This is a genomic window from Kangiella koreensis DSM 16069 (assembly GCF_000024085.1).
Lineage (GTDB): Bacteria > Pseudomonadota > Gammaproteobacteria > Enterobacterales > Kangiellaceae > Kangiella > Kangiella koreensis.
In genome coordinates, this window is sequence record NC_013166.1 from 1,687,231 (window position 1) to 1,706,189 (window position 18,959).

The window sequence follows — 18,959 nt, forward strand, 5'->3', positions numbered from 1 at the left end:
CCTTAAATCATTCCATAAGGCCAGTTCTCACGAATTACATGAACCGGTAATCGTTTCAGTACATCCAGTGCGAAAGCCTTATCTTTTTCGTCCAGCGACTTCAGTGCATAAGCTCGTAGCAAACTTTGCAGTGCTTTACCAAACATTGGAGGATCGAGCATCTCCCCTTCAAACTTAATCGCGCCACCTAGCAATGCATCGGCATCAATCGCTGCCTGAAGGACCTTTACGTTACGCTCAATTTGCAACGGTGATGGGGTAAAAGCAACTTTGCATAAGTGAATGTGAAAAGGATGAATCACCTGCTTGCCCGTTAAGCCCATTTGCGCCTCTTCTAAAGCATGGTGGTGTACAACATGTGACTCACGCTCGCCATGTAAATCAAGCCAGCGACGGACATCATGAGGCTCAATATAATTCTCAGGCATTGGCGTTTTGTTAATTAAAACCTCAACACCGCCTATCACACCCGTCCCAGCGATACGCGCTTCTAGCAGCAGCATTCGCAAATACGTTTTCAGTTCATCAATCCAACCTTCAGGTGTTAAGTGAATTGCCATCGCTTTCGAAAAATCATGAATACCAAACACTACATGACGCACGGTTGAAAACTGCATCAACTCTGGAGAAATCTTGAGTGAGCGAGGATGCTCAATGATTGGCTGAATTTCAATTTTAGGATTAACGCTAACCAGCCAGGACGAAAGGTCGCGTATTTCTGCGGCACCGTAAACCTCACCCGCCTTGGCCAAAACGATCACATCAATATAATCCGACATATCGCGGATCAGCTTTAAGTCTTCTTCATACTCATCGGTACGGAATGGGTTGATGCGGACTGCGATTTGAAAGGTTCGATTTTCGAATAGTGGGAGTTCTTGACGTAATAATTCTCGACTCATGGCTTTTTGTCGACAGCCATCCTCAAGATCAAATAGCAGTGTGTGCGCGTTAGTATTATGTGCGTATTTTCTCATCCGCGCAGAGGCTTGCTCCATAGTTTCATAGACACCATCTGCCGGAGAGTACTTCACTGGTGGATAATACAGCTGAATTCCTGGCCAGAAGCCCCCCAATACGACCTGTTCATCCACTTTTTCTAAAAAAGAGTGCTCTTGCATCATTTATACTAATCCGACCAGTTGTTTGCATAAATAAATCATATTCAAACGATTAATTCAAATTTTTGTTTGAATTTAATTCGCTGCGCGATAGTATAAATTAGACATCGTAGCCTGCTAATAGGTTGCAACTAGAGTTATCTACCTGATAAATAAGGAGAATATAGTGAGTTCAATGGTTCATCCTAAAGAGGCATTGTTTGATGCAGAAAAACCATTTCCGGTCATTCCAAGCTGCGAACATTTCGCCGGAAGTGAAAAACTAATCCGAAAAGCACTCGAAATGCAGGATACCATTGGACCCGTATTTGATATTACTTGTGACTGCGAAGATGGCGCTCAAGCCGGCAAAGAAAAAGAACATGCCACCATGATTGCCGAGGTATTGTCGAGCGATGCTAATAAGCACAAGATGGCGGGTGTTCGAATTCATGATTATCAGCACCCACATTGGAAAGCTGACCTTGATATTCTCGTTCCAAAGATTGGTAATATCGTAACCTACTTCACCCTGCCTAAAACAACTTGCGCTGCACACATTCAAGAAATGGTGGATTACATTAAAAGCTTATGCAACAAGCACGGTATTGATCGTAACATTCCAGTGCACGTGTTAATCGAAACACACGGCGCTTTAAGAGAAGTTTGGGATATTGCACAAATTGATAGCGTTCAGGTTTTGGATTTTGGCATGATGGACTTTGTCAGTAGCCATCAAGGAGCGATTCCAGCCTCCTCCATGCGCAGTCCAGGCCAGTTTGATCATCCACTGCTAGCACGTGCTAAAACTGAAATGTCTGCGGCTGCATTAGCCAATGGAGTTGTTCCTTCGCATAACGTCACTCTGGATCTTAAAAACCCCTATCAGACCTACAAAGATGCAGAACGAGCTCGTAATGAATTCGGTTTCTTGCGGATGTGGAGTATTTATCCCACTCAAATCAAATCGATCGTTGATGCCATGAAGCCAGACTACTCGGAAGTCAATGATGCCGCTAATATTTTAATCGCTGCTCAAGATAACCACTGGGGCCCGATTCAATACGATGGTGAACTCCATGACCGCGCTACTTATCGCTATTATTGGCAGTTATTAGAACGCGCTCACCTTAGTGATTTAGCCTTACCAGATGAAGCCCAAAAGCGATTCTTTGCTTAATGTTTCTCGAATATCACACAAAAAAGTAGCCGTTTATGACTGCTTTTTTGTGTATGCCATATAAGTACTGTAACAAAAGCAATAAAAGAGTTTAATGCAATATTAAGTAGAATGACTTTCTGCTAACTGATCACTCATCAAATGATAGTACGTACCTAACCTCTGCTCTCTTAAATACTCGTGAGTACCTTGTTGAACGATTTTGCCATTTTCAAGTACGATTACTCGATCTGCTTTCGAGATTGTTGAGTATCGATGCGCAATCATAATGGTTGTTCGACCTTGCATCAAATTGTCTAAAGCTTGTTGAACTTTTAGTTCACTAAAAGAGTCCAGCGCACTTGTAGCTTCGTCCAGTATCAGTATTTTAGGATTACGTAGCAATGCTCTAGCAATAGCTATTCGTTGCTTTTGCCCTCCGGACAACTGTACACCTCGCTCACCAACAATGGTCTTATATCCATCAGGAAAGCCTTCTATGAAGTCATCAGCAAAAGCTTGCTTAGCCACCCTTTTTACATCATCTAGAACTGCTTCAGCATTTGCTCCGTAGGCTATATTATCAAAAATACTACCATCAAATAATGTAGGATCTTGCTCAACAATGGCAGAGTGTTTTCGAATATATTCTTTCGATAGCTCTAAGCTCGACCTTGAATCAAAGTACAACTCTCCTTCCTGGGGCTTGTAAAAACCCAAAACTAATCTCGCAACCGTTGACTTTCCCGCCCCCGAAGCCCCAATTAAGGCAATTTTCTCACCTGCTTTAATAGAAAGGGAAAAGTTTTGCAGAGCCTTAACCTGCCGTCTCTCAGGGTAGAAAAAAGTAACTTTATCGAACTCTAGCTTGCCAGTCAGTGGTGGGCTCTTTGTTAATTCTTTGAATAGAACTTTGCTTATTGATGCAGAGTCGATGATTTCAAAAATTCTTTCAGTAGAACCTATCGATCTTTGCCAATTCTGCCAAAAGTCACTCAAAGCGCCTGCCGAAGTAGCGACCATCGCAGAATAGATAACAAAACTGGTTAATTCACCTATAGTAAGATTATCGTCCATTATCTGTAACGCACCTAACCACAAGGTAGCTAATAAAACTAAATAGATAACTAAAGAAGCTGCCCCTTGAAATGAAGCAACAAACCGAGCACAGCTTTTGGAGACATCTAATGCTTTATGAATCGACTCATCGTAGTGTCTCAATGCTGTTTCTTGTCGATTAAAGGCTTGCACCAATCTGATGTTGGAAAAATTTTCATGAGCCACTTTACCTGCCTTGGCGTGGCATTCTTGTATTTGTTTTGAGCGTTTCTGAATATTGCTGCCAACCCACTTTGCGAAATACATAGTCACAGGCAAGAAGACAAGTAAAATCAAACTGAGCATTGGTGATGTAATCAACAACAAGACCAATCCACCGAGGCAGACCAGAAAGGCACGCAAAGCCACGGCCAATCCTGTAGTTAATGTGTCGTGTAGAACCTCCACATCGGATGATAGCCGATTGGTTATCTCACCGATATTATGTCTATCATAAAAAGAAATACCTTTACCAACCAAGACCTGGTGCAATCTTGTTCTAATCTTTGCTACAACCATATAACCAGTAGTCTCAAAAAAGTAATATCTAAGCGCAGTTGAGATAGCATAAATAGTTAGCAAAATAATCATGCCAATAGCCAGCAACGTGTAATTATGTTGGGGATCACCATCAGCCAGCGAGTCTATAAAGTCCGAAACGGCAACTGGGTACAACAGTTGAATACCCACCGTGATAATCATAAACAGCAAACCTAATAACAATCTCTTAACAAATGGCCTTACTAAAGACAATCTTTTTAGGTGAGGGTTTTTCTTTTTGCTACTCATGCAACGGCCTCGCTATCACGACCACCTTTGACTTGCTCGGCAAAGCTTTCCCAATCAGAATCACCTATAAATCCATAAGCTTGAAGCTTTGCCTCGTGACTAATAAAAAGGTAAAAAGGCGAAGCAAAAGTTGGATTAAGTTTCTTATAGTTTTTATTACTGACAAACCAAACGTTATCAAGCAAGATAGAGTTATTTAAAAAGCTCTTCATTATTACTGTTGACTCTTTACTTATTATTGAGATGCAAATACCTAACTCGCGCATTAATGGATGTAAATACTCAATTTGTGGTATCTTTTCCTGGCATTTTGGGCATTGACTAGAAACAAATAATAAAACCGATGGAGCCCCAGTAATATTAAGTCCCTCATAATCGTTGCTTGATATTCGTCTTCCTTTAATATCTGGGACTTTTTCTCCGATATGAACCGGAGAAATCTCATCTATTGTAGATGAACTATCACGGATTATTTTTAATAAATTTAGCGTTAACTTAAAGTTTATTGCTGAAATCAAACATAAAATAACCAATACTATGTATACCAACTCCATACCCATTTACATCACCCTATGATTTAAGAATCATCATTACATCATCCAAATTGATCAAAAATATGCTTAAAAGCAACCCGGTAGAGGCCAGTAACAAGTGCCCAGAAAGATCAATAGACTCGTTTAAACTACCAGTTGTAATATACAGACCTGTAGAAACGATTATTAGTCCATTTCTGAAGAAGTCCCAAACAGAAACGGGGCGTTCACTCTTGCCAAAACAGTTGCACCGAATGCTACTATCCCTTCTCCAAAATGACATAACAAACAAGGTGATAACAACGAATAGCACTAAAGTGATAAGCATAACCCAATATGTAAAGAGATTAGCAAAAAGGAGTATAGATAAAGTTGCTTCAACAGTAATAAGCGAAATCGAAGAAATACTTGACTGTCTACCAGTGAAATCAAACGAAGAAACCAAGTTCATTTTAAAATCACCATAATTGAACCCCTTTGCCCATGCAGCCCCAAATAGAATAAAACCAATCAACCATCGAATAATTTCGCTTATTAGTTCCATTACTCATTAACCTCTAACTGATTCCATCTAGGAGCTAAACCATCAGGCTGGTTATAGCGGACATAACCTTTCTCACTACTGAGAATCATAGTATCGACCCAAGGATCATCGACTGAATGACGCAATGAACCTCCCACAGTGGCTTGTATTTCTTCCGAAATCACCCAAGCAAGGTCTTCCACCTCTCCATCACGAATGATGTTTAAACCCATATCGTACATTTCATCGGTAGTTATCGCATAATGATGTGAATTGTATCCATGCATAAGTTTACCAATCACTTTTTTCCTGATACCCACATTAGTTAGCTGATTACTTAATAACTCATCAGCAATTTGTTCTGCTTCTTGTGTGATGCGATAGAATGCTGTGAGGGTAGGAGGAAAAATACTATTACATAACAAACTCACCTGCTCTTCATTAGCTTTGGCAGCATCTACTCCAAACCATCTTTCACACATATCGCCAAATTGCTTAATGTCTAAAAAAGATAATGTTGACTCACCTCCACCACCTGATGAACCACTTAAGTGAGGATCTATCGGTGAAAAGATCGCCATGTCACCACTGATAATTTCATCAGCAGACAATGCAAGTATAGTTCCGGATGACTCACAGTAATACGGAACTATAAAGCTTAATTTATCTGTAAACTTACGAAGCAATAAGGCTATTCTTCTTGCAGCATTGACAACCCCGCCACGAGAGTGAATCAAAACATCAAGGTGCTTAACATGTCCTATTAACTTTAAATGCGAATAAAGCTTAGGAATTATCTCTTGATCGAGATTGGAACATGCCAGCACCAGCAGTTTACTCTGTCTAATAGTTTCAATTCTTTTCATCTGAGAAATTGAGTTAAAGTATTTTAAGTTCGACATTCGACTTCTCGACTTAAAGTAGCGGCTAATTTTTCAAGAATATTAAACTCAGGGATTAGCTGTTGAATATATAAAAAGTTTCCACTGGGATTATTCTCTAGAAATACATACTCATCATCAGGAGTGACAATAATATCCATGGCACTGTAATTTAAATCATAGCTTTTTATTAAAGACAGGCAGCGATCTTTGATGTGTTCAGGAAGCTCCGTAGCTTCATACAAAATTTCAGCAGACATATCCCTCGAATCTACCCTTGTACGCTCATCATCTTGTGAATGAATTTTGGCTGCAAATACTGCGTCTTCCACAACGGTAACTCTTAATTCATATTTTTTTTGTATGTACTCTTGAAAGTGGCAAGGTATTTCTCTAACAGCATCAAGATTCTCCATCATTTCTTCATCAACGATTACCGTCGACAGACCATCAGTAACTCGCTCATTATCCTCAACAGAACCACTCGCCAAGTCAGCTGTAGACAAAGTTTTAAAAATGAGGTCACTCCTAATTAACGATTTAAATTTAAGGACCTCTTCAGGGCAGTTAGTAACCAATGATGCTGGAATTTCAAAACCAAAGTTCCTCGCGCGATTCAACTGCTCTCCTTTCCAACCTGCACCTCTAAGTGCAACTGGATGACTGACCCAAAAACAATCTAAAGGATACAGCAACCCAAAAAGTGCTTGCTCGGTTTCTTGTTTTGCAAAAGCTAATTCTTGATTTAATAGATCATTACTGATGAATGAAAATGGAGCTGGTCTTCTATTCCATACAGCTCCAACAGTATTTAAATCGATAAAGTTTCCGGAGGGAATATGCTCTATAATTACCTTTGACACTTTTCCAGTGTACTTTTGCAAAATTTTATAATCACGAGGGAACTGGTCCAAATTGATACGAAAATATGTCTGATCTTTTTTCTGAAAAATGGGCGAGATTAAATCAGCATGAATATCCATGCTATTGCTTATAATTAATATTGTTTTCATAGCACTAGTAAAAAAGCCCTGGCCGTAGCCAAGGCTTTCTGACACTCCGTTATTAACAGAAAATTCCGTTTTCGTTACCCCAACGGTCATATCCTCGAGCCCACCAACCGGTACATCCAGCGGTAGAAACACCGTCACGAGCTTTCCATTGGTTTTCAGCTTTGGTGGCATGTGTCTTTTCTGACATTTTGAAAGCAAACAATTTAGTTTCATTTTGCTTTTTCATTGTTTTCTCCTTTGTTTAGATTTAAGTATGCGGCAAGCATACGACCACTCGCCGCAACTAATCCTACAGTTAGAAAACAAAAAATGTCAACAAGATATCCATAACAAATTTAATGCAAAATCGCATCGACAAAACAAGGCAAATTCGCATTAAACATTTGTTTTTAGTTAACTAAAATTCATTATCTTGAAAGAAGCGAAACCCATAAATCATTAGATTAACTAATCGATAGAATGCTAAACATATCCGCACCCCCCCTTACTTAAGGCTCAACAAATAAGACAAACAAATAGTCTTAATAATGAGAGCTTAGCAAGAGAATTGCTGAGTTCTCAATGCAATATTGAATCGAAAAAGAATATCGCCAACAGCCCACCAATGCAGATTTGATTTCCAACATTAAGCAGTTCCCTCATAAAAGTTAAAGCTGGAACGCGTAACTGAATTTAGAAAAGAAAGTTTTACCTGTTTTTTCAAAACGATTCACCGTATCGTCTTCAAACCCATTATCAGAATAGCCAAGATAAAATACCGTTCTGGGGTTCCATTTGTAACCATAGAGAATCTGTCTGTTAACAATGGTTTCTTTACTAACCTGACTTGGATTTGAATAAAGTGGTGCATTAAAGTCAACGTCTGTATAGCGTAGAACTAATTTTAAATAACTATAATTATTAAACTGGTAACGTGTGTCAAAGTTAAATATATCAGCTTCAAATAACTGCCCCTGGTCAACCTTAAAATCAGTAAACTGCCACTCGCCTCTAAATGACCAATGTGCATTTACTTGCCAGCTTGCAAAAATACCGTATTCAGTAAAGTCAGCTGCTCTGGCATGACGATAATCAACACTATCCCCCCAATCGATGTTGTAACCAATCTGCAAAGCGTTATCAGGATAAAAGGAGCCGGTATGTGAGTAGTACTGCTGAGGTAACCAGTTATTCTGATAAAACTCATAACTCACATTTCCAATAAGATTAAAGCCTGAGCGGTATTTACCGTTTGCATTCAGAGTGACAGTTGCCAGATCCCAGAGTTTTTGATCAGTATATTCCGTAACCCGCTCACCTTTTACCTGAATGCTATAGTCTGCAAAAAAGTCGCCCTGTGACTGATCGCCGAACCACCGACGCTTCACTCCAAGAGCCTGCCTGTCATAGCCTACTTGTGGCTTATAGCCAAGATCAGTTCTAAAATCTTCATCGAAGTCGATATGGGTAGCAAAGACATCCCAATTGCGCCCGTTATGCGAATAATTAATCCTATACCCTAACCCGCTACTAGTTGGTGCCAGGCCAAATTCCTGCTGCAATTGCTCAGGGTTTTCAGAGTCCGAGTACATGATTTCATAGCGCAATTCATCCACATCCGTAATCGAATATTTACCATCAATCGCAGCAACACTATTACTGTACCCCTCTCCTCCACGGTGAGTAACCATGCCACCAATCTGCGACTTCTCACCCAAGTCATAAGCATATCTTGCAGCAAAAACATCTGACTCCATATTGCTACCGTCAGAGTTTTGCAAAGTGGCAAAGCTAGAACCTAGACTGCCAGGAATTAAAAATGAAGTCTGTTGATCGCGGCTAGCAAGAATGCCATAAGAATGCTCATCTGACTTGCCAATATATTTAGCGCCAAAATCTGGGTCAGCAATGGTTCTAGTATGCAACAATGTAAATGGGGTTCTAAAGTATTCAGCTCCCTCTAAAAAGAAAGGCCGCTTCTCTGAGTAAAACAAGGAAAACTGAGTGTTAACATCAAGTTGAGCGGCATCCGTTTCAACTTGCGAGAAGTCAGGATTAATAGTGGCATTAAGCATCGAACTATCGGTTATTCCCCAACGCAAATCCATTCCAGCATCCCAGTCAACACCCTCGCCCTGCCAATCAGGCTCTGTCGGTGGGTTACGCACTTCTGAATCCTGGGCCGCAATATAAGGCGTAAGTTCAAGGTTGCGACCACTTTCAATATTTTCAAATCCCTGAGCTTTATCAATTTGACAGACGTAACAATTAACATCACGCTCTTGTGGTGACAGCGCAAAGCGATGCATGAAACCACGAGGATAGAAACGAACAAAATCGATGCCCCAAGTTTTTACTCCTTTGTCATCAGGGAAGCGTAGCACTTTAAAGGGCAATTCAATTTCAACGGTATAACCGGTTTCAGTGATTTCTGCAGCGCTATACCAAATCCCATTCCAAGACGTATCTTCTGATAAGCTTACATCATCTTCAATACTATCAGATTGAATGCCAACGGGATTGACAAAGAAGTTATAGGCTTTGCGACTATCATTGAAGGTATCAACCTTAAAACCTACCTGGTCATCACCCCATGCTGTATCACGATCTCGGTAGGAATAATGCAACTTTTGCGGTTCCGGATCTTCTGCCACAAAAGCTACCAATAAGGATGAGCCATTTTGTGCAATATAAGCAGTGGTCTTAACCGGTGCTGGTGTATTTTCACCGGGACGGGTTTCATAGTCTAAAGTGACCTTTTCCGCACTGTCCCAGATCGCTTCATCAAGCTTACCGTCCAAAGTAAGCTCTCCCTCTACCTGGGGAATATTGAGCGTGTCAATTTTCTCAGCGAATACAGCAGATGAGCTGGTCGCAAGTACTATAGAGATAAAATAGTTTTTCAACAGTTGCATTATAGTTATTCAGTTTCCTTCGAATGGCGATTATTGTAATTTAAACATAAGCTTATGGTGGCAAAACTTGTAACAGGATATTACAAGCGCATATAGACTACAAGAAGGCATACTTTCAAGTTTCAGATATAAAAAAACAGCTGACTGGCAGCTGTTTTTTTATAGGTGTATTAAATAAATCTGTTAACTTTGCTTTCTACGAGCCCAACCCAATAAGCCGAGTAAAGACAGTCCTAAAAGACTCCAACTACCACCGCCAGAGCCATAACTGGTTGATGATGGAGGTGGATTTACCACTGTACTTTGCATATCACGCTCTGCATCTTCTAATGGCACTTCAAGAAGTGGCGAAAACTCGCTAGATACATCGTCTAATATTTCGCCCGTATTGGCATCAATCAGTTCGATACGGAAGTCATAGTAATCAGTCGGGTAGCCAGACTGCCACTCCGCATCTACAGCAATCACATCATCAGCATTGGCACCGACCACAGTAAATACAGCAGTTTCAGTCTCATACTCCCAGCTGTAGCCTGGTCTTCTTTGGTATAACACCGCATAGACATCTCTTGAACTTTGCTCAGTGTCAACATCGAAACTGATGGTAAAGTCACGGTAAAAACCATCATTATCATTGTCCGTCCAGATTTCAGTTTTAACGGTGCTCACCCAAGTATCACTTGATACATTACCTGACTCATATGTTTTATCCTCCAGTGGCAACCAGCCAAGATCAGGGTCATCATATTCAGAAATAGTATCAACCACACCTGAGTAACCATACTCAAACAAGTCAATCAATACCTCATAACGACCCGGAGGGAAACCGCTGTTAAGCTTAGTGGTCACCGTATAGTCATCAGAAGAATTGTCCCCATAAATGCTAAATACATCGGTTGTGTAATAGTGCGTCCACTCGCTTTCACCATTTTTACGAATAAATAATTCAGCATAAACGTCATAATGCTCGTCATAATAAGCATCAACATCAAAGTTTACGCTTAGCTTGGTGTAATAACCATCAGCATCATAATCCTCATAAAGATAAACCGAGGCATCATAAAAATATAAGTGGTTCAGGCTCGAACTTGAGCTTTTTTCAGATGCTTCAGGAAGCTCGCTCTTTTGAGCGCGCATAACGCTACGAATTTTTTCAGGTGTCTTGTCTAATTCAAGCTGTAACTCCGCCTTTAAGTTTGTGGTCACCTGCTTTGATGAATAAGAAGATGTACGATTAACATCTACGGCCTCTTCGGCAACCTTACTTACACTACTGGAGGTTTCACTTTTACTCTCTACCACGCTGGTGGTGGCTGACTTGGTAGCAATGCGAACCTGAGGTTCATTGGCTAAAGCCTGCCCTGCAAACAAAATGTAGGACAAAGTCACCCCAAGTGGCAGTAATGTTTTTGCTATTTTCATAATGGACTCCTAGTACCCAACGCCTTTTTCACTGCTTGAAGCTCGCTAAAAGAGGCAGAAAAACGATGTGATTACTCATCTATGGCCTTATTAAAGCAATCAGCAACTGAATCCTTCCTGAATTAAAAAACTAGGAACTTGCTAATAAATGCACGCTTTAGCGTGTGAAAATTTCAAGCCTATAACCTATAATGAGTGCAAAATTGAAGATTGAGAGTCGTATGCCATTACCCACTTTTCGTGTTGAATTAACCGAAAACCAACAAATAACACCTAAAGTCCATAAACTTGTATTCAAGTTTGTGGAGCCTCAGCACTTTACCTATGTTCCAGGTCAGTTTGTGTCTTTTATCTTGCCCCACGAAGGCGACAAACCTTTAAAACGAAGCTATTCCATTGCCAACCTCGAACAGAACCCTGAAAACACCCAGCACCTTGAAATCGTGGTCGCTTATGTGGAGGGAGGCAAAGCAACTGAGTTCTTTTTTAATGCCAGACCCGGTCTAGAGATTGATATCACCGGCCCATTTGGACTCTTATATCTACCCGAAGAGTTACCCAAACGTGTGTTTTTAATCGGTACAGGTACTGGCGTTGCGCCCTACCGCTGTATGCTCAATCAGCTCAACGATTATCCAGACACAGAGTTCCATATTCTGTTTGGTGCTCAATATGAAGAAGATATGTTTTACCTGGATGATTTTAAACGTGCAGCTGAGCAAGATAATATATTCTTTCATCGTTGCTTAAGTAAACAGGATCCCTTGTCAGAAGGTTGCTCAAAAGGCTATGTTCAACATAAGTTAGAAAGTTTTGATCCCAGCCCAGAAACCGATCTGGTTTATTTGTGTGGCAATCCAAACATGGTTGACGATGTCTTTAATCTTTTAAAAGACAAAGAATTTGGGGTAAAACAAGTCAAACGTGAAAAATACGTATTTAGTAAATACTAATCTATAAATTAAAACTATTAGAATCAGGACACTATTATGAACAAGACCTTATATTTGAAAAAAACAGTGTGCACCTTATCTTTTGCCATCGCATTAGCGCTTGGTGCTTGCAGCAACGAATCGGAAACAGTTGTAACACCAGAGTCCAATGAACAAGTAGCTGAAGTGACTAGCGAAGGCCAAACTCGAGGCTCTGATCAGGATATAATTAAAGAAAGTGTCGAGTATAGCCGTTTTGATATTTATGCACCTTTTACGTTAACCAGTGATTTGTCACATTTATCAGCTAACCAAAAGAAAATGATCAGCTTGCTGATCGATGCTGGCAAAATTATGGACAACCTGTTCTGGAAACAAGCATACGGTGATAAAGAAGCTCTATTAGCCAAAATTGAAGACCCTAAAGCCAAACAGTTTGCCATCATTAACTATGGTCCATGGGATCGCTTGGATGGCAACAAACCTTTTATTGAAGGTTATGACGTTAAAAACAAAGGAGCACAGTTCTACCCTGCCGATATGACTGTTGCTCAGTTCGAAGCTTGGGAGCAGAAAGATAAAGATGGTCTATACTCCCTGGTTCGTCGCGATGAAAATGGTAAATTAAAGCTCGTTCCTTACTCGGTTGCTTTTAAAGATCAACTTGAAGAAGCCAGTCGTTTGTTAAAAGGTGCTGCATTACTTGCTGAAAATGAAGGCTTTAAGAAATACCTTGAACTTCGTGCTGATGCTTTATTAACCGACAACTATCAACCTTCGGATTTTGCCTGGATGGATATGAAAACCAATCCTGTAGAAGTTGTCATAGGCCCTATTGAAAACTACGAAGATCAGCTGTTTGGCTATAAAACTGCTTTTTCAGCATATGTATTAATCAAAGATTTAGCATGGAGCGAACGCTTGTCTCGCTTCGCTGCCTTCCTACCAGAGTTGCAGAAAGGACTGCCCGTCGATGAAAAGTACAAACAAGAAATGCCTGGAACTGACAGCGATCTGAATGCTTATGATGTGGTTTATTATGCAGGCGATAGCAACGCTGGCTCAAAAACGATTGCAATTAACTTACCCAACGACGAGCAGGTTCAGCTAGCGAAAGGAACCCGTCGCCTGCAACTCAAAAATGCAATGCAGGCCAAGTTCGATAAAATCCTGGTTCCTATTTCTGAGCAACTTATCACCCCGGAACAGCGCAAGCATATTACTTTTGATGCATTTTTTGCTAACACCATGTTCCATGAAGTTGCGCATGGCCTTGGCATCAAAAATACTATCGATGGTTCGAATACCGTTCGAGCAGCGCTTAAAGATACAGCATCAGCCTTAGAAGAAGGCAAAGCGGATATCTTAGGGCTCTACATGGTTAGTAAGCTTTACGAGAAAGGTGAAATTAAAGATGGAGAGCTAATGGACAACTACGTCACCTTCCTTGCTGGCATATTCCGCTCGGTTCGCTTTGGCGCTTCCAGCGCTCATGGACGCGCAAACATGGTTCGCTTCAACTTCTTTAAGGAAGCTGGTGCCTTCAGCCGTGATCCAGAAACAGGGTATTACAGTGTGAACTTTGACAGGATGACAGTAGCAATCGACGCGCTTTCAAATAAAATCCTAACCATCCAAGGCGATGGTGATTATGAAGGAGCACAAAAACTGTTAGAAGAACAAGGTATTATCGATGATCAGCTTGCAAGCGACTTAAAACTTCTAGAAGAAAAGCAAATACCAGTCGATGTAACTTTCAATCAGGGAAAGGAAGTATTAGGTATCGACTAAAGAACCAACTGTTAACAAATATTCTATATCAAAGAAAAGGCGTCTACGGACGTCTTTTTGATATTTACCTTGTCACTTAAGTTCCTAACCTGTGCTAGGACTAAACAATGCTCTCTGCTAAAATGCATCCCATCGCATTCTTATTTCTCACTAACTAAGCTATAACAACCCTATGGCAACTTACTCACTACTAGTAACCGCTAGCCCCTACTCTTCTCAGGGACAGCTGAGTGCTATTCAATTTGCTAAAACTTTGCTTGAGCAAGGTCATGAGCTAATGCGTGTATTTTTCTATGCTGATGGAGTATTAGTAGCCAGTCGCTTACATGCCCCACCTGCAGATGAAATTAATTTAACTAAGGCTTGGGCGAAGCTTGCTATAGAAAAGGATATTGAATTGATAGCTTGTGTTACTGCAGCCAACAAGCGTGGCATTGTGAACGTTGCTGAAGCAGAGCGAAATGCTTTGACTGGCAACAACCTTGACCCTGCCTTTGAAATTAGCGGTCTTGGCCAACTCACCGAAGCGATGCTTAACAGCGACCGCTTAGTCACATTTGGATAAATCATGATGAACAAATCCATTTGCATAGTATTTAACAAGGCACCCTACGGCTCGCAAGCAGGCCGTGAATTATTAGACATTGCTTTGATGGCGGCAGCTTTTGATATGCCAATAACAGCACTATTCGTTGAGCAAGGTGTCTATCAATTATTAAAGGGACAAGAACCGGATATTCTTAATATCAAGAACCATTCTGCAACATTTAAGGCGCTGCCTCTTTATGGCATTGAAGATATTTTGGTAGAAGAAGATGCACTACAAAAGTTTAATTTAAATGTGCAGGAACTAGTAGAGATTGACGAGTTAAAAACGATTAGTTCCAGCCATGCACAAATCCTTCTCGCGAACAGCGATTTTGTTTTAACGCTTTAAAGGTTTGCTCATGAAAAGTTTGTATATCATTAACCAACCACAAAAGCTCAATCAGGCATTACCTTTTATCAGCGAGCATGATGGTATTTTGCTGATTGAGGATGCTGTTGTAGTGGCAACCTATAACAGCGTTCAAGTTAACCATCAGACTCTTTATGTGTTAGTTGAAGATTTAATTGCTCGTGGTTTAAAGGATAAGGCTGGAGCAGAACAATGGACTTTAGTTGATTACCCACAGTTCGTGGAACTAACACTGCAATACGACAAGTCTGTTTCTTGGCTATAGGGAGTATGCATGAACGATTTACTGGCAGGCTTACCTCGCGACAAACAAGGCTATTTAACCGACTCAAGCTTTTGGAATGAGGATGTTGCTAACGCCATAGCTAGCGAAGAAGCTATTGAATTAACCGAAGACCATTGGCAGGTTGTCTGGTATGTGCGTAAATTTTATGAAGAGTTTAATACCAGTCCCTCCATTCGCCCTTTAGTTAAGTATCTGGCCAAAGAGTGGTCACCCGAAAAAGGCACCAGTATCTACTTGCATCTGCTTTTTCCTGAGGGCCCGGCCAAGCAAGCAACAAAAATTGCTGGGTTACCGAAACCAGCACGCTGCGTCTAACTTCAATAGATCAAGCAATCCAGCTGATTTTTATGCTGAATTACAACTTTTACAGAAATATATAAGGTGTTACAAATTACACATTAAGCTTGCGTTAAGTTTAATTGTTTAGGATAGCAAGCAAGAGTAAAATGGCGACATTCAATGAATGGCAAATTGTGACGTAAATTGCGTCTAAGAATAACAACCCGACATTAATGGTTAAGGTGAACCTATGAAACGCATTGTTAATCAAGTACTTGCAGTGATAGTAATATTTGGATTGAGTTTTGCAGCTAGCGCAAAAGTTGATCCAAAAGTCCACTTAGAGCAAGTAACACAACAAATCAGTGCTGAGATTCTTGAAAATAAGGATAAAATCAAGGCTGATGCAGAATACGCAAAAGGTCTTATTGAGACCTATTTATTACCTGAGGTAGATACAGAGTATATGGCGAAGCGTATCTTAGGTCGGGAATACTGGACAGAATCGACTGAAGCACAACGTCAAACCTTCATTGAGCAGTTTATCAGCTTATTATTAAACAGCTATGCTAAAGGCTTAGCCAATTATGATGGTCAGCCAATTACTTATGAAGACACTCAATATTCAACCAGTGGTAACACTGCCAATGTACGCTCAGTCATCATCCCTCAAGAAGGCGAACCAATCCTGATTGATTATCGCTTAAAACTTGGTGCTGATGATAAATGGTTGGTGACTGACGTTATTATCGAAGGTGTCAGCATGGCTAAAAGTTATGCCACTCAATATCGTGAAAGAATTGCACAAATTGGTATTGAAGCAACTTTGCAGGAACTTGCTGAAGAGAACAAAAAAGCTAAAAATGCCAGCGAAATCAGTGACGAGAATCCAAACGAAAAAACATAATCAACTCTCATAAAAAAGGCCAGCCTCCAAGCTGGCCTTTTTTGTAATAAGCAAACTAGAGTTTGCTTAGAATGTTTTCCGCAGAACTTTTTTCAAAGCCTTTCTCATCAACTTCCAGCGCTTTTACTACACCATCGTCAACAATCATGGCAAAACGTTTACTGCGTACGCCCATACCGAAACCTGTAGCATCCATCTCGATACCCATTGCTTCCGTAAAATCAGCGTTTCCGTCCGCGAGCATCATGATCTCATCAGCATTTTGCGCCTTGCCCCAGGCATCCATCACAAACACGTCGTTAACAGACATACATGCAATAGTATCAACGCCTTTAGACTTGATATCATCTGCTTGCACCACGAAACCAGGCAAGTGTGCTGCACTACAGGTCGGCGTGAAAGCACCTGGCACTGCAAATAAAACCACCTTCTTGCCTGAGAAAATATCGTCCGTTGAGATATCCTGCGGGCCATCTTTGCCCATCACTTTCAGGGTTACATTGGGTAACGCGTCACCTATTCCAATCATAGTTTTCCTCTATATTTCTCTGTTATTTGAACTATTATCTTAACGCTATATTTATTTATAGGGCAAAGTTTATTAGAGTACCTGTACACCACAGGAGAAAATTCATGAAACTATCATTCAGAAACCTCGCTCTGTTCACATTATCATTAGGCTTATCAGCCACAATGCTTACAACATGCCTGCAAGCTGCCGACAGAGTTACTGGTAAAGAATTTGCTACACGCTCCGAAGTCATTGCACAAAATGGCATGGCGGCGACCAGTCATCCGCTAGCAACCCAAATTGCTCTGGATGTCATGAAGAAAGGTGGCAATGCAATTGATGCAGCCATCGCAGCCAACGCCGCTCTTGGCTTAATGGAGCCCACTGGTAACGGTATTGGTGGCGACCTATACGCCATTGTCTGGAGCGCAAAAGACAAGAAACTACATGGTCTTAATGCTTCTGGACGCTCTCCTCTTGGCTTGTCTTATAACGAGCTAAAAACCGAACTCGATAAATTAAATCGCCAGGATCTTCCACCCTACGGCATGTTGCCTATATCAGTACCCGGCACAGTTGATGGTTGGTTTGAGCTACACGGTAAATTCGGCAAATTACCAATGAAGCAAGTTTTGGCTCCAGCCATCAGCTATGCTGAGAATGGCTTCCCAGTTACTGAACTGATTGCTTATTACTGGGACCTGAGCGTGCCCCGCCTAAGCCCACAGCCTGGTGCTTTCGCTGAAACTTTCACTATCGAAGGCAAAGCACCGCGCAAAGGCCAAATCTTCAAGAATCCGGATCTGGCGAATACTTACCGCACTCTTGCTGCAAAAGGTCGTGATGCTTTCTACAAAGGTGAAATCGCGCGCAAGATCGATACTTTCATGAAGGAAAATGGTGGCTACCTGCGATATGAAGATTTTGCAAAACACACTTCAGACTGGGTTGAGCCACTAGGCGTTGACTATAAGGGGTACACTTTGTGGGAACTGCCGCCAAATGGCCAAGGCATTGCTGCATTGCAAATGCTGCAAATTCTCAAAAACTTCGACCTAAAAGCCATGGGCTTTAACACCACCGAGTCTTTACACACGCTTGTTGAAGCTAAGAAACTGGCTTTCGAAGATCGAGCTAAATTCTATGTAGATACGGACTTTAGTAAACAGCCCATTGATGAACTGATTTCAGAAAAATACGGCAAACAACGCGCCAAACTGATTGGTGATCGTGCAGCACGCACGGTACAAGCAGGTAACCCAGGGCTAGAAGAAGGCGATACCATTTATTTAACAACCGCCGATAAAGACGGCAACATGGTGTCTCTAATTCAAAGTAACTATCGCGGCATGGGCTCCGGCGTGGTCACACCAGGCCTTGGCTTTGTATTCCAGGATCGCGGCCAATTATTCTCCATGGATCCAGAACATGCCAATGTCTATGAACCTGGCAAGCGTCCTTTCCACACCATTATTCCAGCCTTTATCACCAAAAACGGAAAGCCATTCATGAGCTATGGCGTTATGGGCGGCGCTATGCAGCCACAAGGCCATGTCCAGATCCTAATAAACATGGTGGATTATGGCATGAGCCTGCAAGAAGCTGGTGATGCCACACGTTGGCAACACTTAGGCTCAACAGAGCCAACTGAAAGCCAGGCAGCCTATCTGAAAAATGGTGGCTACATTGAGTTTGAATCAGGTGTACCACAAGAAGTATTACGCGACCTGCAACAACGTGGACATGATGTTCGCTTCGGTAATGGTGGCTTTGGTGGTTACCAGGCCATTATGTGGGATGAGGAAGAAGGTGTTTATTATGGCGCTTCAGAGTCTCGCAAGGATGGTCACGCGGCTGGATATTAAAGTGTTTCAGTAAGAGCT

The 18,959-nt window shown here is 41.3% G+C and carries 19 protein-coding genes; 9 read left to right on the forward strand and 10 right to left on the reverse strand.

Features of this window, described 5'->3' with window-relative positions; genetic code table 11:
* Nucleotides 1-2: 2 nt before the first annotated feature.
* Nucleotides 3-1,124 (reverse strand): HpcH/HpaI aldolase/citrate lyase family protein, encoded by a 1,122-nt coding sequence (locus tag KKOR_RS07845; RefSeq protein ID WP_015780582.1) that lies wholly within the window; start codon nucleotides 1,122-1,124, stop codon nucleotides 3-5.
* Between the two features lie 172 nt (nucleotides 1,125-1,296).
* On the opposite strand from KKOR_RS07845, the gene KKOR_RS07850 reads away from it, so the two are divergent.
* A complete protein-coding gene (locus KKOR_RS07850; RefSeq protein WP_041296033.1) occupies nucleotides 1,297-2,280 on the forward strand; it encodes an HpcH/HpaI aldolase/citrate lyase family protein in 984 nt (327 codons plus the stop codon).
* Nucleotides 2,281-2,382: 102 nt separating this feature from the next.
* On the opposite strand, the gene KKOR_RS07855 is transcribed toward KKOR_RS07850, so the two are convergent.
* The 8 genes from KKOR_RS07855 to KKOR_RS07885 all read right to left on the reverse strand — a co-directional run bounded on the left by KKOR_RS07855 (nucleotide 2,383) and on the right by KKOR_RS07885 (nucleotide 11,412).
* Nucleotides 2,383-4,146, reverse strand: coding sequence for an ABC transporter ATP-binding protein (locus KKOR_RS07855; RefSeq protein ID WP_015780584.1), 1,764 nt, complete (start codon nucleotides 4,144-4,146; stop codon nucleotides 2,383-2,385).
* Nucleotides 4,143-4,706, reverse strand: a complete 564-nt coding sequence (locus tag KKOR_RS07860) for a redoxin domain-containing protein (RefSeq protein ID WP_015780585.1) — start codon at nucleotides 4,704-4,706, stop codon at nucleotides 4,143-4,145. Before KKOR_RS07860 ends, KKOR_RS07855 begins: the two co-directional genes overlap by 4 nt.
* 10 nt (nucleotides 4,707-4,716) lie before the next feature.
* A complete protein-coding gene (locus KKOR_RS07865) occupies nucleotides 4,717-5,223 on the reverse strand; it encodes a MauE/DoxX family redox-associated membrane protein (protein WP_015780586.1) in 507 nt (168 codons plus the stop codon).
* Nucleotides 5,223-6,104, reverse strand: coding sequence for an SDH family Clp fold serine proteinase (locus KKOR_RS07870; RefSeq protein ID WP_015780587.1), 882 nt, complete (start codon nucleotides 6,102-6,104; stop codon nucleotides 5,223-5,225). Before KKOR_RS07870 ends, KKOR_RS07865 begins: the two co-directional genes overlap by 1 nt.
* Complete coding sequence (locus tag KKOR_RS07875) at nucleotides 6,092-7,186, reverse strand: ATP-grasp domain-containing protein (protein ID WP_222831894.1); 1,095 nt, start codon at nucleotides 7,184-7,186, stop codon at nucleotides 6,092-6,094. Before KKOR_RS07875 ends, KKOR_RS07870 begins: the two co-directional genes overlap by 13 nt.
* Nucleotides 7,149-7,322 carry a hypothetical protein gene (locus KKOR_RS13585; RefSeq protein WP_015780589.1) on the reverse strand — a complete coding sequence of 58 codons (174 nt, stop codon included), beginning with the start codon at nucleotides 7,320-7,322 and terminating at the stop codon, nucleotides 7,149-7,151. Before KKOR_RS13585 ends, KKOR_RS07875 begins: the two co-directional genes overlap by 38 nt.
* 421 nt (nucleotides 7,323-7,743) lie before the next feature.
* The gene (locus KKOR_RS07880; protein WP_015780590.1) at nucleotides 7,744-9,990 is read right to left on the reverse strand and encodes a carbohydrate binding family 9 domain-containing protein; all 2,247 of its coding nucleotides are present in this window, start codon (nucleotides 9,988-9,990) and stop codon (nucleotides 7,744-7,746) included.
* Between the two features lie 183 nt (nucleotides 9,991-10,173).
* The gene (locus tag KKOR_RS07885) at nucleotides 10,174-11,412 is read right to left on the reverse strand and encodes a choice-of-anchor H family protein (protein ID WP_015780591.1); all 1,239 of its coding nucleotides are present in this window, start codon (nucleotides 11,410-11,412) and stop codon (nucleotides 10,174-10,176) included.
* 191 nt (nucleotides 11,413-11,603) lie between these two features.
* On the opposite strand from KKOR_RS07885, the gene KKOR_RS07890 reads away from it, so the two are divergent.
* From KKOR_RS07890 to KKOR_RS07920, 7 genes are all read left to right on the forward strand, one after another.
* A complete protein-coding gene (locus tag KKOR_RS07890; RefSeq protein WP_228638550.1) occupies nucleotides 11,604-12,365 on the forward strand; it encodes an FAD-binding oxidoreductase in 762 nt (253 codons plus the stop codon).
* A 36-nt stretch (nucleotides 12,366-12,401) separates the two neighbouring features.
* Nucleotides 12,402-14,135: a dipeptidyl-peptidase 3 family protein gene (locus KKOR_RS07895; RefSeq protein WP_015780593.1), complete on the forward strand. Its 1,734-nt coding sequence runs from the start codon at nucleotides 12,402-12,404 to the stop codon at nucleotides 14,133-14,135.
* Nucleotides 14,136-14,307: 172 nt separating this feature from the next.
* Nucleotides 14,308-14,700 (forward strand): sulfurtransferase complex subunit TusD, encoded by a 393-nt coding sequence (gene tusD / locus KKOR_RS07900; protein WP_015780594.1) that lies wholly within the window; start codon nucleotides 14,308-14,310, stop codon nucleotides 14,698-14,700.
* A gap of 3 nt (nucleotides 14,701-14,703) precedes the next feature.
* Nucleotides 14,704-15,072: a sulfurtransferase complex subunit TusC gene (gene tusC, locus KKOR_RS07905; protein ID WP_015780595.1), complete on the forward strand. Its 369-nt coding sequence runs from the start codon at nucleotides 14,704-14,706 to the stop codon at nucleotides 15,070-15,072.
* A gap of 10 nt (nucleotides 15,073-15,082) precedes the next feature.
* On the forward strand, nucleotides 15,083-15,358 hold the full coding sequence (tusB, locus tag KKOR_RS07910; RefSeq protein ID WP_015780596.1) for a sulfurtransferase complex subunit TusB: 276 nt from the start codon (nucleotides 15,083-15,085) through the stop codon (nucleotides 15,356-15,358).
* A 9-nt stretch (nucleotides 15,359-15,367) separates the two neighbouring features.
* Nucleotides 15,368-15,694: a TusE/DsrC/DsvC family sulfur relay protein gene (locus KKOR_RS07915; protein WP_015780597.1), complete on the forward strand. Its 327-nt coding sequence runs from the start codon at nucleotides 15,368-15,370 to the stop codon at nucleotides 15,692-15,694.
* Between the two features lie 214 nt (nucleotides 15,695-15,908).
* Nucleotides 15,909-16,565 (forward strand): MlaC/ttg2D family ABC transporter substrate-binding protein, encoded by a 657-nt coding sequence (locus tag KKOR_RS07920; protein ID WP_015780598.1) that lies wholly within the window; start codon nucleotides 15,909-15,911, stop codon nucleotides 16,563-16,565.
* Between the two features lie 55 nt (nucleotides 16,566-16,620).
* Here KKOR_RS07920 and KKOR_RS07925 read toward each other — a convergent pair whose 3' ends face one another.
* Complete coding sequence (locus KKOR_RS07925) at nucleotides 16,621-17,094, reverse strand: peroxiredoxin (protein WP_015780599.1); 474 nt, start codon at nucleotides 17,092-17,094, stop codon at nucleotides 16,621-16,623.
* Nucleotides 17,095-17,258: 164 nt separating this feature from the next.
* Between KKOR_RS07925 and ggt the strand changes: the two genes are divergently transcribed.
* A complete protein-coding gene (ggt, locus tag KKOR_RS07930) occupies nucleotides 17,259-18,941 on the forward strand; it encodes a gamma-glutamyltransferase (protein ID WP_222831912.1) in 1,683 nt (560 codons plus the stop codon).
* The last annotated feature ends 18 nt before the right edge of the window (nucleotides 18,942-18,959 follow it).

Excerpts from the sequence above, each read along its gene's own strand:
- KKOR_RS07880 (WP_015780590.1), bottom strand. The coding sequence starts at position 9,990 with ATGCAACTGTTGAAAAACTATTTTATCTCTATAGTACTTGCGACCAGC.
- KKOR_RS07855 (WP_015780584.1), bottom strand. The coding sequence starts at position 4,146 with ATGAGTAGCAAAAAGAAAAACCCTCACCTAAAAAGATTGTCTTTAGTA.
- KKOR_RS07860 (WP_015780585.1), bottom strand. The coding sequence starts at position 4,706 with ATGGGTATGGAGTTGGTATACATAGTATTGGTTATTTTATGTTTGATT.
- KKOR_RS07850 (WP_041296033.1), top strand. The coding sequence starts at position 1,297 with ATGGTTCATCCTAAAGAGGCATTGTTTGATGCAGAAAAACCATTTCCG.
- tusD (WP_015780594.1), top strand. The coding sequence starts at position 14,308 with ATGGCAACTTACTCACTACTAGTAACCGCTAGCCCCTACTCTTCTCAG.
- tusB (WP_015780596.1), top strand. The coding sequence starts at position 15,083 with ATGAAAAGTTTGTATATCATTAACCAACCACAAAAGCTCAATCAGGCA.
- tusC (WP_015780595.1), top strand. The coding sequence starts at position 14,704 with ATGATGAACAAATCCATTTGCATAGTATTTAACAAGGCACCCTACGGC.
- ggt (WP_222831912.1), top strand. The coding sequence starts at position 17,259 with ATGCTTACAACATGCCTGCAAGCTGCCGACAGAGTTACTGGTAAAGAA.
- KKOR_RS07890 (WP_228638550.1), top strand. The coding sequence starts at position 11,604 with ATGAGTGCAAAATTGAAGATTGAGAGTCGTATGCCATTACCCACTTTT.
- KKOR_RS07885 (WP_015780591.1), bottom strand. The coding sequence starts at position 11,412 with ATGAAAATAGCAAAAACATTACTGCCACTTGGGGTGACTTTGTCCTAC.
- KKOR_RS07895 (WP_015780593.1), top strand. The coding sequence starts at position 12,402 with ATGAACAAGACCTTATATTTGAAAAAAACAGTGTGCACCTTATCTTTT.
- KKOR_RS07875 (WP_222831894.1), bottom strand. The coding sequence starts at position 7,186 with ATGACCGTTGGGGTAACGAAAACGGAATTTTCTGTTAATAACGGAGTG.
- KKOR_RS13585 (WP_015780589.1), bottom strand. The coding sequence starts at position 7,322 with ATGAAAAAGCAAAATGAAACTAAATTGTTTGCTTTCAAAATGTCAGAA.
- KKOR_RS07920 (WP_015780598.1), top strand. The coding sequence starts at position 15,909 with ATGAAACGCATTGTTAATCAAGTACTTGCAGTGATAGTAATATTTGGA.
- KKOR_RS07845 (WP_015780582.1), bottom strand. The coding sequence starts at position 1,124 with ATGATGCAAGAGCACTCTTTTTTAGAAAAAGTGGATGAACAGGTCGTA.
- KKOR_RS07915 (WP_015780597.1), top strand. The coding sequence starts at position 15,368 with ATGAACGATTTACTGGCAGGCTTACCTCGCGACAAACAAGGCTATTTA.
- KKOR_RS07865 (WP_015780586.1), bottom strand. The coding sequence starts at position 5,223 with ATGGAACTAATAAGCGAAATTATTCGATGGTTGATTGGTTTTATTCTA.
- KKOR_RS07870 (WP_015780587.1), bottom strand. The coding sequence starts at position 6,104 with ATGTCGAACTTAAAATACTTTAACTCAATTTCTCAGATGAAAAGAATT.
- KKOR_RS07925 (WP_015780599.1), bottom strand. The coding sequence starts at position 17,094 with ATGATTGGAATAGGTGACGCGTTACCCAATGTAACCCTGAAAGTGATG.